This is a genomic window from Maribacter sp. (assembly GCA_020629415.1).
Taxonomy (GTDB): domain Bacteria; phylum Bacteroidota; class Bacteroidia; order Flavobacteriales; family Flavobacteriaceae; genus Maribacter; species Maribacter huludaoensis.
Genome location: JAHDDL010000036.1, coordinates 1 through 14,165, shown reverse-complemented (window position 1 = coordinate 14,165; position 14,165 = coordinate 1). Strand labels below are relative to the sequence as shown.

Here is a 14,165-nt window from a genome sequence, read left to right as displayed (position 1 = left end):
GAAAGAAGGTTTTTAAAAGTTACCATAAAATACGCAATTTAGTATAAGTGTCATTGATTAAAAATATCAATCGAAATGTAAAGACGATGCATAATTGGGAATATATTCTTGCTGCAAAACAATTTTTAAAATGTCATCTTCCAAAGTAATAACTGGTGTTTCTATTATTCTATTCGCTTCCCTACCATTTTTGTAGAATATAAATGTAGGCACCCTACGGATATTTAAGCCCCATTCCTCACCTTGCGGACTTTTCTTGTAAGATTCTTTTCGTTTATCTAGAGCAACAATTTTTAGATTTTCTATTGGGTAATTTGCAGATTTTAGAATTTTAAGAAATCTTGGTACTTCACGCTTACTGTCACCGCACCATGTTCCCATAAAAACTAAAATTTGGTGAGATGCCAGTTTTTCTTTGAATACATCAATTTTGTTTTGATCAACTTCATACTTTTTAAAATTCTGGTCATACCAGGATTTATAGCTGTTCTGTAACAGCACGTCTACTGTAATTTCTCCTAATAAAAAGGGCTGTTGGTTTTCAAGATTCACCTCTTGGTTTTTGTGCTGTGAAAAAGTAGTTAAAAAAAAGTTTAAAAAGAGGGTGGTCAGTAGAAATGATAATTTCATGATTTTCAGTTTTTATATTTGACCTGAAAATTCTTGAAATTCTTAGTTGAATATTGATTTTACGGGGTGGAAATGGGTACTAGTCCCCAGGTGGAAATTGAAAAGGTTATGTGTAACGTTGTTTTATTTCGTCCCTTGATGTTACTTCTAATTTCTTGTAAATATTGTTGATATGGGTTTTTACGGTACTAACACTAATGAACATAGCGGCGGCAATTTCTTTGTTGGTTTTGTTTTTTAAAATTTGATTAACGATGTTGTTTTCTTGCTCGGTCAGCTTAGCTAGAGACTCATTTTGTATGTGGAGTGATTTTTTTCTTTGTCTTAGAATTAAATATATATTCAATAAAATAGAAAGTATAAGCAGCGTAGGTAGCAACCATTTCCAAAAATTAGCCCTAGGTGAATTTTTATTGGCTAATTGTTGATCTATGACTATATCGTTTAAATATAAATCTGTGAATGATGCATTTGGGTAATTTGATGCTAATCTCTCGCCAAGTTCATCGTAGTAACTGTTGCTGCCAATATCTTTTAAGTAATAGGTATATGTTCCGTTACGCTTATCTGATAAGAAATCGAATATATAAAGTTCGGCCAAGGGTTCATTCAGATCTTTTCCAAATTCCTGTAAAGTCTTGAACCATTTTTTGGAATTAAGCTTTTTATTCGCTTCGCTTCTAAATTCATTGAAGTCAAAAGCCATTTGCTCTTTCAGAACATCAATATCTAAGAATGCGGTAGACTTACTGTTAGTTGAGGTTATTTCGCAAAGCGCTTGGTTAGCAAAAGAGGTAGGAAAAGTAATGGAATCATTATTATTGGCAATGAATAGAATACTTCTACTATGCTCGCATTGCCCAAAAAAGTGTTCCACGTGGGTAGAGGTGTCCGTGCAGTCATCTAAATGAATTCTATAAATTCTATTGTCATTATTTAAATTATCTCCCATAAAGTTGAAATTCCCTAAAGAATCTGTAACGGTTTTTTTTAAGATTTGCTCCATTGATATTCTACCAAACTTTCGGTAATCTTCAATAATAGATAAGTAAATGGTTTTTCCGCTTTTCTTTTCGGCAATCTGTCCTTTAAAATTATATTGAGACAAACCTGTAAAGCAGGTACATAGAGTAAAAATGATAAGTACAGTGTTACGCATTGGTAGTATTCTGGTCAATAAAATTAGTGGATTATGTAACAAAGCGGAAACAATTGCGACGTATAAGGTACATCAATCAATCAAAATAATAATTAAATGAGTTTAATTAGAGTATTACTGGCCATATTTTTTCCACCCCTTGCAGTTCTGGGTAAAGGTTGTGGGTCTTTTGTAATTGTTCTACTTTTGACTTTTTGCGGCTGGGTGCCCGGTGTAATAGCTGCATTGGTCATTTTGAATAATCCTAACTAGAAACAAAATACATGAGACTTTTTAAAATTACAACTGTTGTTTTAATAACGGTATTTTTTGCTGCCTGCAATTTTACGGAAGAAATTTATTTTAATGAAGATGGGTCAGGTAAAATGAGCATTCTTTTTGACGGTGATGAAATGATGCAAATGATACCTGAAACAGATTCTACTAAACTGGATAAAGCTATAGATTCTACTTTGGTTTTTAAAGACCTGTTGCGTGAAAAAAAAGATAGTATAGCACAGTTGTCACCGCAAGAACAAGCTAAGTTGAAGAGGTTGGAACCCTTTAGTCTGCGTATGATCGTTGATCCTGAAGGTGGGGTTATGAATTTTAATATGTTTACCGATTTCAATAAAGTATCTGATGTAAATGATGCATTTAACGCATTCCAAAATGCAAGTTCGGTTGGTCCTATTGCTGGCGGAAAAACAATGCCGAGCGGTGCTGTAGAAGAAACGACGACCGTAAATTATACTTTTAAAAAGAACATTTTTAAACGAGAAGCGGTTATCTTAAATCAAGAGTTGTTTGAACAAAGTATAGATAGTTTGGCTAGTGCAGAGATGTTTTTGTCCGGTTCTACGTATACGTTTAAATATCATTTTCCAAGACGAGTTAAATCTACGAATATAGAAGAGGCTACCTTTTCTATGGATGGAAAAACGATGATCCATGAAGTCAACTTTTTGGAAATGATGAAAGATCCGGAATCTATTATGATCAAGGTAGAGTTAGAGAAATAGGATTTTGCTTTTTGTATCTTTGTAAGATGAACAAGAAGGTGCAAGTACAAGATTTAGGTCTTAAGGATTATAAAGAAACTTGGGATTATCAAGAACAGCTATTCCAAGAGACGCTTGATCTAAAAATACGTAATAGAAGAGAAGAGCTGAACTTAGAAACTCCCAATCATTTTCTTTTTGTAGAGCATCCGCATGTCTATACTTTGGGTAAAAGCGGAGACATTTCCAATCTTTTGGTAGATGAAAAGGTTTTGGCAGATAAAGGAGCTACTTTTTATAAGATTAATAGAGGGGGGGATATCACCTATCATGGTCCAGGGCAAATAGTAGGTTACCCCATTTTAGATTTGGATAACTTCTTTACGGATATACATAAATACCTTCGTTTTCTAGAGGAAATGGTCATTTTGACTTTGGCAGAGTACGATATAAAATCTGAACGTTCACCAGGTGAAACAGGTGTGTGGTTAGATGTTGGTACACCGTTTGCACGCAAAATTTGCGCCATGGGTGTAAGAGCATCGCGTTGGGTAACCATGCATGGTTTTGCATTGAATGTCAATGCTGATTTAGGTTATTTTGATTTAATGATCCCATGCGGAATAAAAGGTAAAGCTGTTACTTCTTTAAATGTGGAGTTAGGCAAAAAAGAGGTAAATATAGAAGAAGTGAAGCAAAAATTATTAAAGCATTTTCAAATACTTTTTGAGGCTGAGGTAAATGAAAAAACCGAGGTGTAAGCCTCGGTTTTTTATATTTTGACATAAGTCTATTTGCTGTGTGAAGTAAGTAAGGTACTGCTCATAAGGTCTCCATTTTTCTTATAAGTTTCTTGTTTAACCATACCCACACCTTCTGCAAGCCACACTCTAGAAGGGTATACTTGGTTTGCCATCATCATTTTTGAACGGTTTTCACTGTATAGTACGTAGCAGTCATAAGTGCCGGCGGGAGTACTGATACTTTCTTTTTTCTCTACATTTCTATTGGTCATGTCAACGGTCATATTCATATTTATACCGCTCATGCTAATTTTCATGGCCACATTGGCATCGTTAAGTTTTTGGCCAACGCTAAGATCATTTGGTATTTCTATATCGTTGCCCGATATTTCAATATCCATATCGCCATACTGTTCCATCATTTCAGTAGGTAGAAGAGATTCGTAATCTAGGGTTACCATATTTCCTGTACACGTTAAATTATACGTTGTACTATAAGCGTTCTTCCCTTTATTATCTTTTAGGTCTATAGCCAAGGTGGCGTTGGTGGCGTTTTCGTTGTTTACCGCCTTTACGACCTTATATGAACTTACGCCCTCTACTTTTCCTTTTTTATTGTAATTAGTGTATTCCATAGAAACACCTTCGTTCATGGGGTAGAATTTACTACAATTATCTTGAGAGTATAGTGAGATTGTTGCTGCCAGAAACAATAACGGGATAAATAGTTTGATTTTCATTTTGGTATAGTTAAAATTCTGATTGTAAACTATTTAAAAATAAGAAATACAACTTTTGTTTTTAGAATTTATGTATACTTGGTACATATTTAATTATGGTTTCAGCTTTCTTCCGTGTTATTGTATTTTAAGAACCTCAATGCTATTATTTTGATTTTGGTATACGAACTCGACCTTTTTGTTTAAGTTGATATCTGCCATATCAATTACTGAATTACCAAATACTGGAAAGTTAGGAATGGGCTTGGCCTGGCTATCGAACAAATATATTTTCTGATTTTGAATGTCGGTAACAGATACATATATTTTATCGTTTAAATAGAAAATGGAGGGTTTTGAGTATACCCCTAATTCAAGCTCTATTTTTTTATTGCGTATCTGTAAAATATTATCGTTCATGATAGCTAAAGTTCTTGAAGTTGCATCCATACCGTGGTCTTTAGAAAGGTTTAGGTTGCTTGAGGATATTTTACCTTGAGAATCAATTTGATATAAAATACCGTCAACAGTGGTGAAAGTGAACTTATTTTGATAAAGCCTTATTTTGTTATCGGAAAAAGAATAATTGCCTTTCACGTTAACACGTGTTTTACCAACCCTGTTGATAATCTTTAATTTACCATTATCAAGTTTGAACACCAAATAATCCTTTTTACCGATTCTAAAGTGTTGTGGGGCATCAAGAATAGTTGCCTCGGCGGTATCATAAGTAAAACCTTTAACGATTTCACCTTTGCTATTATACATAAAAACTTTTTTGCCTTGGGTAACTACGAACCTGTAATTTTTGCGTCCGTCATAGTCAAACACGGCTAAAGGATTTAAATTTCCTCCGGAATAATTTTTAGTGAACGGTGCAACTTCATTGCCGTTTCTATCTAAAATTAAAAACTCGTTGTTCGTTGTAAATGCAAATTGCAGTTTTCCGTTTTTAAAAAGATCTACTTGCTCTATTTTACCTTGTACACTACCATTAAGTTGTTTTTTCCAAAGAATTTTACCGCTACTGGAAATCAAGTAAAGGTTATTTTCTTGGTCTTGTACTATAATCTCTTTTCTGCCAGAGCCATGGTTGGTTACAAATTGGGGCAATGAAGAAAGATCGGTATCAAATTGTACTTCAAATGCAGAAGTAACTGAATTCTGTTCCTCAACCTCCGTAACCTTATTGATCAAGAAATTTACATGAAAAAAGTTTGCATCGGCAATGATTTGTTGTCCAAATAAATAGTCGTTTAATTTACTTTCCTTGAATGAGTTGGCTAAAGCTGAAGAGACTGATTTGTTGAGGTAGCCCACAAAACCTTCATAATTGGAAATGGATAAAATACTGGAAGAGGAGGTTAATTTGTTCTCAGCGTTTTTATATAAAGTGGTTTTGTCAAAAGTATCTCCCGTTTTTATTTTGGTGATCACAGTTTCTAAGGTGCCCTGTGTTTGGGAAAAAACAAACGTATTCTCTATTATGCTAGAGTATTTAAAAGATTGTTCTCCGATCAAAGGGGATAAAGGTTCAAAAATTTCAATGTTCGGTTTTAGTTCCCAAATTTCATTGCTACTAAATTCTTCTGCAGCTATTTTTTCTTCATTGATATAATCAAGCAGTGTTGCGGTGCCATATGTTTTTAAAAATAGGACAGATTCGTCTTCGTATTTGGTAATTACAATTTCTTCTATTGTATTAAGAGGTGAATCTAAATCTGATTTTGATTCATCGTGTAGTTGTTTGTTATGAGAATATTTTTTAAAATCATCTAATCCGTAAGAGGTAACCTTATTTATATTGCGAGGTACAATATTCCATGTATCGTTTTCAATTGGCTTAGTGCCGTTGAATAGGTTTAGGAACTGAGTACTGTCCGTGTCGGAAGCTGCTATTCCGTTTAATAGAAGTTCGGAATCGTTCAAAGTTAGATCTAGTGATATCCAACTAGTAAAATTTGTAATATTTTGATTATCTAAAAGTAACTTCTTAAATAATAGATTGCCTTTCTCGAGATTTATCCAAATATTAGCCACTTTTTCATTGTCCGATATATTGTAGAATTTATCTAAAGATTCATTTTTAATGTTGCTATCAATAGAATTTAATAGGTTTTCCAATAAAAGTTTAGAAGAACACAGAACCGCATGTTCCTCTACAAGTGTACTATAAAAAGTATCTTTTTCAATTATGTATTTAGTGATGTTGTAATCTTTAAAACTTTGTGTTTCAATACTTTTGTTTGTTATACTATCAAAGTTAATATGGTTAAGGGAATCTGTAGTAATGTAGGTAAAATCTATTTTTGTACTATCGGCCGATAGTGTAATTAATCCATTGGTTTTATTTGAGAAATAATGTAATGGGGATAAAATTTTCTTAATATCTACAAAAGGTTTTTCCAGTTTAATGGAATTATATATTTCGTTGGTAGAGAGTTCGCTGTTAAGTGTTTCAAAATCATTAATTCTAAGGATAATAGTGGCATTGCCCGGTATTAAATCTAAGATAGAATTTTTAGATTCCTTTTTAGACGAACACGAAATACTTAAAAGAAGGATTATAGCAGATAAATAAGTAAATCTCATGAGAATAGTTTGTGCAAATTTATACTTTTTGTACACAATAATTAATGGTCTGGCAAAAGCTTAAAACTCATTCTATGGTATTTTGTGGCTCCGTATTTTTTAATGGCAGCTTTATGCTCTTTTGTAGGGTACCCCTTATTTTTTTTCCAATTGTACATAGGATATTCTTCGTGTAATTTTAACATATAGGCATCACGTGCAGTTTTTGCCAAAACGGAAGCTGCGGCAATACTTAAATATTTGGAATCTCCTTTTACAATACAAGAGTGCGGTATGTTCTTGTAGCTTTTAAATCTATTACCATCAACGATTATGTACTCAGGTTTTTTAGATAAGGCGTCTATTGCTTGGTGCATGCCTAAAATTGAGGCGTTTAAAATATTGATTTTATCAATAGTTTCAGGTTGAATATGTGCTATTCCAAAACAGATGCTTTTCTCTTTTAAAAGTGGTTCAAGCATTTCTCTTTTACGTTCAGACAAAAGTTTGGAATCTGTTAGTATAGAATTTTCAAAAGATTCTGGCAGTATTATTGCTGCGGCGGTTACAGGTCCCGCTAAGCAGCCTCTACCGGCCTCGTCTGTGCCAGATTCGTTAAGATTTTTGTAAAATTTAAGAAGCATTATGTTTTTTTTAACTTAAATTATTGAATATTTAATCTGTTTTTAATGTTAAAAATTTTAATTTTTTTTAAAAAAATTGACGTTTGTTGAAGAAAAAAATAATAATAAGTGTTTTTTTAACATATAATTTTTTTGAGTTAAGATAGTCTTTGGAATAGTAAGCAAAATTTTGGACTTTTGGCGCAAGCTAATTCAAAAACAAATTTTATGAAACAGAAGTTGACGTGGATGTTGACACCTTTGTTGGTGCTCTTCATGACATTTTCCTTTGCACAGGAAAAAACAGTGACCGGTGTTGTAACCGATCAGAGCGGTTTGCCTTTACCGGGAGTGTCCGTTGTAGTTGTTGGAACAACTAAAGGATCTCAAACAGATTTTGATGGTAACTATGCCGTTAATGCGAACGAGGGTGAAAAATTAAGATTTTCTTACCTAGGTCAAAAAACAGTAACAATGACAATTGGTGCTTCTAACACCATTGATGTACAATTGGAAGAAGATGCAGAGGCATTGGAAGAAGTAATTGTAACAGGTCAGGGTTCAGGTATTGCCCGTAGAAAATTATCAACTACTGTTGATGTTTTAGATTCGGAGGATATTGATAAGTTGCCTGCTACTCAAATAGATCAGTTGTTACAATCTACAACTCCTAGTGCGCAAGTTCGTTTAAGTAGTGGTCAGCCAGGTACGGCTGCCATCATTCGTACTCGTGGTCCTATATCAGCAGCGTCTTCTGCAACTCCGGTTGTAATTATTGATGGTATACGTGTTGATAATTTAAATTCTAATCCAGAATTAGGAATTGCTACTGGTGGTGCCAACGTATCTGCTTTGGCGGATATTCCAATGGAATCTATTGAAAGAATTGAATACATCAAAGGTGGTGCCGCAACAACATTGTATGGTGCTGATGCTGCAAATGGTATTATTCAGATCATTACTAAAAAAGGTAAAGATGGTAAGAGTACCGCTTTCTTTGAAAGCAGTGTAGGTGTTATTAAAGCTACTGAAGATTACTTAAGATATGATAGAACTGCCGAGGCTATTTTTCAACCTGGTTGGTCTCAGCAATTTAGAGTTGGTCTAAGTGGGGGTTCAGAAAAATTTTCATACAACTTTGGTGGAAGTTTGTATAAAGATGACAGCTATAACGATATCAACGAACAAATTAGAAGAACATTTTCTTTTGGTATGACAGCAAGAGTTACGGATAAATTGAGATATCAAGGATCTTTATCGTTTGTAAACTTTGAGTCAAACTTGGATTATAATGCAAATACTAGTTTTTCAAGATTCTCTAACATAGAGGGGTCTTCTAGGGGTGATACTGAAGGATTTTCGGATGCAGAATGGCAAGATGAACTTGCAAGGTATTCCCGTATTGGTCAATTAGTAGATATTTCCAGTACTACAAATCGTGTTACTGCATCGAATAAATTTATCTATGACGTAAACGATAATTTTCAAGTAAATGCTACCTTAGGTATTGATAATAGAAATACGGTTCAAGAAGAATTAGTAAGTAATCAGCTGTTGGTAGAGTTGGGAAGTATAGCTCCCGGTACAACAGATCAAGGTGAGTTAACAAGAGTTTTAAGATCTGCATTTACGGTTACGACTGATTTGAACCTTACACACAAGGCTTATACTGATGATTTTTCATTTGTAAGTATTTTAGGTGCTCAATTTTTTAGGTCTTCTGATAGACAGAACAGGTTGAATGGATCTGGTGGTGTAGATGGTACTAGGTCTTTAAATAATTTCTCTGAACAAACTTTTTCTGATTTCGTATTGGAAAACGCAAATTATGGTCTTTACTTTTTAGAAAATATTGGTATTTACAATGTTGCTTTCTTGGAGTTTGGAGGTAGATTGGATAAAAACACAATTTCAGGGTCTAATACAAGTCCTTTGTTTTTACCTAAAGTAGGTCTTACCTATAATCTTAGTGATCATGATTTTTACAAAGAAGCTGGTATAAGCGATATAGTTTCTACTATTAAACTAAGAGCTAACTATGGTGAGGCAACAAATTTTGCTCAACCATTTGATCAAGATCAAACATTTGCTCAAAATGCATTCTTAGGTAATCCTTCTTTTACATTTGATAACCCTGGTAATGACGAATTAGTGTCTGAAAGGGTTAAGACTACTGAATTTGGTTTAGAGCTAGGTTTCTTTAGTAATAGATTGACATTAAGCGGTACAAGATATATTGGTATAACAGAAGATGCATTGTTTACGCCTCAAGCTGCTCCGTCTTCGGGTCAATTGAATCAAATTCAAAATATTGGTGAGGTAGAAAATAAAGGTTATGAATTTGCCTTGACAGCTACACCATTACAAACTGAAAAACAAAGTTTGAGTATAAATTTATCATACAATCAAGTTGATAACTTGGTTACTGATTCTGGTGGTGCTCCGCCATTCGTAGTGGGTGGTTTTACGGTTTTAGGTTCTGTTGTAGAAGAGGGTCAAAGTCTTGGTTATTTAAGAGGTACGGCTGCAGTACTTCAGGATGATGGTTCTTATGCATTTGAAGCTAATACCGCTTTAGGGGATACTTTTGCTCCTAATTTTGGGTCAATGGGATTAAATTATACCTATGGTGATTTTAATTTCTTCGCTACTGCAGATTACCAATTTGGAGGTAAAATTACTGACTTAAGTTTCTTGTTAAGACACTTGAGAGGTACTGATGATGCCGGAATTCCTGAAGATCTAATAGGTACTACATCACCTTTTAATTATGTGAATTTCTTCGTTTTCGATAGTGATTATTTAAAAGTTAGAAATATTGGAGCGTCTTACAACTTTGGTGATATAGCAAAACCATTGTTCAGCAATGTTAGATTGGGTGTAACGGTTACAAATCCATTTAACTGGACAGCAGGTAACTTTGATCCGGAAACTACAGGTTCTGGTATTTCCGCTCAAAATGGTTTTGCCAGTGGTGGTTTTGCCTATGGTACAGAGTCGGCGCCACGTACTTATGTAGCTTCGTTAAAGTTTGAATTTTAATAAAAAATTGTAAAAATGAAAAAACTAATAATAATTACGGCAGCTATACTAGCAGTTGGCTGTACAGGAGACTTTGGCGACGTAGTCGATTATAAAGAAGTAGAAAATCCTAATTTGTCTGAAGCATCGGTTGTTGGTCAACCTAATTCGTCATCAATATGGCTTACGGGGTTAGAAAGACAATTGGCAAATGTATTTAATGAGACTTTGGTTCTTTCTGAATTGGGATCTGATAATTATGTGAATACGCAAACCTTTTTCAATCAATTCATGGACGGGTTGGCTATTCAAATAACCGATCCTGATATGAGGGATACTCAAAGACAAATTCAACGTTTAAGAGAGTTGGCTGTCTTCGGTTTGGCCGAAGTTGGTCCTGGAGATCCTAACTATAATGCTGAAATAGAGGCTGAGTTCAATTATTTCGAAGGAATTTCATATTTGTTTTCAGGTATGTATTTCTCTGCGTTGCCACAAGAGCCTGTTGGGGTTCCTGTAACATCCGCTCAACATTACGCAAATGCGATTACCGCTTTTGATGCTGCTATCGCTTTAGCGCCAAAAGCTGAATATCATTTAGGTAAGGCAAGAGCTAATTACTATTTGGGTAATAAGGCAGAAGCTGCAAGTGCGGCAACAATGGCATTATCTTTAGATAGTGATTTTGATAGGGTTGCTATGTTTGATGAGTCTAACGGTCCAAGTAATACTTTTGAAGATGCTTTATATGAAAGAGCAACTTTTGATGATTTGCAGCCGTTGCCTAGTTTAGACTTTTTAGATCCTAAATACTCGTTTTTTACACCAGAAGAAGATGCACCTGTTCATTATTTAAAGGCTGAAGAAGCTTATTTGATTTTGGCTGAAGCAAATCTTTCGGACGATGATATTGATAGTGCTAGAGCAAATTTAACTGCTTTGTTAGATCTAATAGCAAATAGAGAGGTTCGTACTATTGATGATTCTATTGAAGATAGAACACAGGTTGAAGCAGGTTCAAGACCGGATAACGCTGATGTTGTTGTTAACGGTAGGTCTGGTTTAGTGCTTGATCGTCAATTAGGTGAAGTTGAAGTTCCTTCTGTTTCTGGTACTTCTTTGACTGCGGATGATATTGCAGCTATGCAAGATGATGATGCTGGTTTGTCTTTATTATATAGAACTAGGCAAGAGGTGTTTATTGCTGAAGGACTACGTATGGTAGATATGGGTGTGAAACTTGTTATCGATGAAAATGAAATTTTAATTAATGAAAATATCAACGAGGGTGATTTGGGTACAACTCCGGTTGTTCCTTCTTTTATTTCTGCAGTTGTTGCAGATTTAGATGCGATTACTTATGATGCGGCTACAGGAGTTGCTACTACTGTAATAGATTTAAATGATATTCTTGTTGCAAATAAAACATCTGATCAAGTAGTTCCTTTTGAATAAACTTAATCGGTTAAATTGATGAAAGCCCCTATTTCTAATAGGGGCTTTTTTTTATGGTAAACTTTCACATTTACTTAGCAACAAAAAAATTAACTTTGCAGGGCTAACAAAGCTACATGAAATATATACTTTTAGTTTTATTGTGTTTAACAGCTTCAGTGATGTTTGGGCAGGATCTTATCAAAAGACCGGAAAAAAAGAATGATTCACTATCATTTGAAAAAAAAACAAAGCCATTAGACCCTAAGAAAAAAATAAAAAATGATACTATAATCTTAACGATCAAAGATTATAAGATTATATCATTTGAGAGAGATACTACCTATTTAGACACTACTTTAACCATTCAGAAAGAATATAAATATAATTACCTGCGGGAAGATGATTTTGAATTAATGTCATTTTCAAATATAGGTCAGGCTTATAATGAATTAGGAGTAGATTTTGAAAGGGTAGGGGCATATCCAAATTTAGGTGCAACGGCAAAAGACCGCAAGTATTTAGAGAAAGAGCAAATAAATTACTATAATGTGGCAACCCCTATGACAGAGTTGTTTTTTAAGACAACATTGGAAGAAGGACAACTTTTAGATGCTAATTTGGCGTTCAATACATCTAGAAGGTTGAATTTTTCAATCGGTTATATCGGTTTCCGCTCTTTTGGTAAGTATAATGATGCCCAGGTAGAATCCGGTAATTTTGTAACAACGACAAACTACTTGTCAAAAAATGGAAGATATGCATTAAGGGCCCACATAGCAGCTCAGAATATTACCTCAGAAGAAAATGGTGGTTTATCTGAAAAAGAAGAGCAGTTTGAGTCTGGCGACGAAGACTTTATTAATAGACCTAGGGTTGATGTGTATTTAGATGACGCAAGCAATAAAATATTGGGCAAAAGATATTATTTGGATCATACCTATAAACTGGTGAGAACTCAACTAGATTCTACTCGGTTCGAAAAAACATCATTGTCTATTGGTCATACCTTTGATTATGAAACTAAATATTATCAATTTTTAGAAACAGCTAATGATACTTTGTTTGGGGAGGCTATTTTAAGTGTTATCGACGATAAGGCTATTTTAAAGACCTTTTATAATGAAGTAAATGCGGAATTCTACAATAAAACATTGGGTAGATTGACCGGCGGTGTTAATGCGTATAATTATGATTATTATTTCAATAGCCGCTTTACGCAAGCAGATGGTACCGTTATTCCAAGTAGGTTGAACGGAACGGAGTTCGGTTTAGTCGGTAAATATGAAAAGCGAATAGGTGAATTTGATTTTCAAGCTGATTTAAAGTATAATATTTCAGGAGAATTAGCAGGTAATCTTTTTAATGCATCGGCTTCTTATGCAATAAATAAAAATAATAGATTGCGATTCTCTTTGCATACCTCCAGCAGAATGCCAAATTTCAATTATCTATTATATCAAAGTGAATACCTTAATTATAATTGGAACAATAGTGAACTATTCGATAAAGAGCGTGCCAGTAGTATCAAAGGAGAATTGCTTTCAAGCACTTGGGGTAACCTTATGGTGAAGTATAGTAATCTGGATAACTATACCTATTTTGCTCCGGTTTCAGATGTTGCTATTGAAGATGATTTGGAAAATGCATTCTTAAAACCTTTACAAGAGGGAAATACTGTGTCCCATTTGAAAGTGAAATATGAAAAAGAATTTAAGGTTGGTATGTTTGCATTGAACAATACTGTTATGTATCAAAATGTAACTCAAGATACGCAAGTGCTAAATGTACCCCAATTAGTAATAAGGAATACGCTTTATTTTTCTTCTGATGTGTTTAAAAAAGCAATGTACTTGCAAACAGGTATTACATTTAAATATTTCTCCAGTTATAATATGAATGGTTATAATCCTGTACTTGGTGAGTTCTATGTACAGAATGAAGAAGAGTTGGGCGGGTATCCATTATTGGATTTCTTTATCAATGCTAGAATAAAACAAACAAGAATTTATTTAAAAGCTGAGCATTTTAATGCCTCTTTTTCTGGATATGATTATTATGCTGCACCAAATTATCCTTATCGTGATTTCGTTATACGCTTCGGTTTGGTGTGGAATTTCTTTTCTTAGTCTTTTGACGTCATTTATAAGTTGTTGACAATAAGCTGATTATGATAGTTTGATTTGCTAGTGCATTGATTTTTAGAATCTTAATCCCGCTGTAATTTCTACTATGTGCAAATGTGTCATAATCATGCAGTTATGTATGTGTTCAAAAACTTTGGT

General features: G+C 34.0%; 11 protein-coding genes. 6 read left to right on the top strand and 5 right to left on the bottom strand.

The features are described from left to right. Positions 1-66: 66 nt before the first annotated feature. Positions 67-630, bottom strand: coding sequence for a thioredoxin family protein (locus QZ657_RS13575; protein WP_291967558.1), 564 nt, complete (start codon positions 628-630; stop codon positions 67-69). Positions 631-736: 106 nt separating this feature from the next. Further along, positions 737-1,789, bottom strand: a complete 1,053-nt coding sequence (locus QZ657_RS13570) for a helix-turn-helix domain-containing protein (protein ID WP_291967555.1) — start codon at positions 1,787-1,789, stop codon at positions 737-739. A gap of 96 nt (positions 1,790-1,885) precedes the next feature. Between QZ657_RS13570 and QZ657_RS13565 the strand changes: the two genes are divergently transcribed. From QZ657_RS13565 to lipB, 3 genes are read left to right on the top strand one after another with little or no spacing between them, the layout of a single operon-like run. Continuing rightward, positions 1,886-2,041, top strand: coding sequence for a YqaE/Pmp3 family membrane protein (locus QZ657_RS13565; protein WP_073240341.1), 156 nt, complete (start codon positions 1,886-1,888; stop codon positions 2,039-2,041). An 11-nt stretch (positions 2,042-2,052) separates the two neighbouring features. After that, positions 2,053-2,790 carry a hypothetical protein gene (locus QZ657_RS13560; RefSeq protein ID WP_291961627.1) on the top strand — a complete coding sequence of 246 codons (738 nt, stop codon included), beginning with the start codon at positions 2,053-2,055 and terminating at the stop codon, positions 2,788-2,790. Between the two features lie 26 nt (positions 2,791-2,816). Then, a complete protein-coding gene (gene lipB, locus QZ657_RS13555; protein WP_291967553.1) occupies positions 2,817-3,530 on the top strand; it encodes a lipoyl(octanoyl) transferase LipB in 714 nt (237 codons plus the stop codon). Between the two features lie 29 nt (positions 3,531-3,559). On the opposite strand, the gene QZ657_RS13550 is transcribed toward lipB, so the two are convergent. The 3 genes from QZ657_RS13550 to QZ657_RS13540 form a co-directional block, all read right to left on the bottom strand. Beyond that, entirely contained in the window at positions 3,560-4,252 is a 693-nt protein-coding gene (locus tag QZ657_RS13550) for a hypothetical protein (RefSeq protein ID WP_291967551.1), read from the bottom strand. 117 nt (positions 4,253-4,369) lie between these two features. Next, positions 4,370-6,823, bottom strand: a complete 2,454-nt coding sequence (locus QZ657_RS13545; RefSeq protein WP_291967549.1) for a ribonuclease HII — start codon at positions 6,821-6,823, stop codon at positions 4,370-4,372. Between the two features lie 41 nt (positions 6,824-6,864). Beyond that, the gene (locus tag QZ657_RS13540) at positions 6,865-7,446 is read right to left on the bottom strand and encodes a ribonuclease HII (RefSeq protein ID WP_291967547.1); all 582 of its coding nucleotides are present in this window, start codon (positions 7,444-7,446) and stop codon (positions 6,865-6,867) included. 207 nt (positions 7,447-7,653) lie between these two features. Here QZ657_RS13540 and QZ657_RS13535 point away from each other — a divergent pair, with 207 nt between their 5' ends. From QZ657_RS13535 to QZ657_RS13525, 3 genes are all read left to right on the top strand, one after another. Then, entirely contained in the window at positions 7,654-10,467 is a 2,814-nt protein-coding gene (locus QZ657_RS13535) for a TonB-dependent receptor domain-containing protein (RefSeq protein ID WP_291967545.1), read from the top strand. A gap of 15 nt (positions 10,468-10,482) precedes the next feature. After that, entirely contained in the window at positions 10,483-11,901 is a 1,419-nt protein-coding gene (locus tag QZ657_RS13530) for a hypothetical protein (RefSeq protein ID WP_291967543.1), read from the top strand. 116 nt (positions 11,902-12,017) lie between these two features. Then, positions 12,018-14,009, top strand: a complete 1,992-nt coding sequence (locus tag QZ657_RS13525; protein WP_291967541.1) for a putative porin — start codon at positions 12,018-12,020, stop codon at positions 14,007-14,009. The last annotated feature ends 156 nt before the right edge of the window (positions 14,010-14,165 follow it).

Excerpts from the sequence above, each read along its gene's own strand:
- QZ657_RS13575 (WP_291967558.1), bottom strand. The coding sequence starts at position 630 with ATGAAATTATCATTTCTACTGACCACCCTCTTTTTAAACTTTTTTTTA.
- QZ657_RS13540 (WP_291967547.1), bottom strand. The coding sequence starts at position 7,446 with ATGCTTCTTAAATTTTACAAAAATCTTAACGAATCTGGCACAGACGAG.
- QZ657_RS13570 (WP_291967555.1), bottom strand. The coding sequence starts at position 1,789 with ATGCGTAACACTGTACTTATCATTTTTACTCTATGTACCTGCTTTACA.
- QZ657_RS13565 (WP_073240341.1), top strand. The coding sequence starts at position 1,886 with ATGAGTTTAATTAGAGTATTACTGGCCATATTTTTTCCACCCCTTGCA.
- QZ657_RS13560 (WP_291961627.1), top strand. The coding sequence starts at position 2,053 with ATGAGACTTTTTAAAATTACAACTGTTGTTTTAATAACGGTATTTTTT.
- QZ657_RS13545 (WP_291967549.1), bottom strand. The coding sequence starts at position 6,823 with ATGAGATTTACTTATTTATCTGCTATAATCCTTCTTTTAAGTATTTCG.
- QZ657_RS13530 (WP_291967543.1), top strand. The coding sequence starts at position 10,483 with ATGAAAAAACTAATAATAATTACGGCAGCTATACTAGCAGTTGGCTGT.
- QZ657_RS13535 (WP_291967545.1), top strand. The coding sequence starts at position 7,654 with ATGAAACAGAAGTTGACGTGGATGTTGACACCTTTGTTGGTGCTCTTC.
- QZ657_RS13550 (WP_291967551.1), bottom strand. The coding sequence starts at position 4,252 with ATGAAAATCAAACTATTTATCCCGTTATTGTTTCTGGCAGCAACAATC.
- lipB (WP_291967553.1), top strand. The coding sequence starts at position 2,817 with ATGAACAAGAAGGTGCAAGTACAAGATTTAGGTCTTAAGGATTATAAA.
- QZ657_RS13525 (WP_291967541.1), top strand. The coding sequence starts at position 12,018 with ATGAAATATATACTTTTAGTTTTATTGTGTTTAACAGCTTCAGTGATG.